The organism is Acinetobacter sp. NIOH-H-8 (assembly GCF_046635365.1).
In the GTDB taxonomy this organism is placed as follows: domain Bacteria; phylum Pseudomonadota; class Gammaproteobacteria; order Pseudomonadales; family Moraxellaceae; genus Acinetobacter.
Map to the genome: position 1 here is coordinate 1 of NZ_JBHDVN010000285.1, position 408 is coordinate 408.

The 408-nt window shown below is 52.9% G+C and carries 1 protein-coding gene; it reads left to right on the top strand.

Annotation, left to right across the window (positions count from 1 at the left end):
- Window positions 1-408: LysR family transcriptional regulator (locus tag ACEWB7_RS18260; RefSeq protein ID WP_411581126.1), on the top strand; the 408-nt coding region annotated here is incomplete at both ends.

The window sequence follows — 408 nt, forward strand, 5'->3', positions numbered from 1 at the left end:
GTCGTGGAAAGCGGCAGCTTCAGCCGGGCGGCAGAGCAGCTCGGACAGGCCAATTCCGCTGTCAGTCGGGCAGTTAAAAAGCTGGAGATGAAGCTCGGCGTCAGTCTGCTTAATCGAACGACCCGACAGTTGAGCCTGACTGAAGAAGGAGAGCGATACTTCAGGCGTGTGCAGCAGATACTGCAAGAAATGGCTGCCGCAGAAACGGAAATCATGGAGTCGCGTAATACCCCACGCGGCTTACTGCGTATCGATGCGGCAACGCCGGTAATGCTGCATTTCCTGATGCCGCTGATTAAACCTTTTCGTGAACGGTATCCGGAAATAACCTTGTCTCTTGTCTCCTCAGAAACGTTCATCAATCTTATTGAACGAAAAGTGGATGTTGCGATACGCGCAGGCACGTTG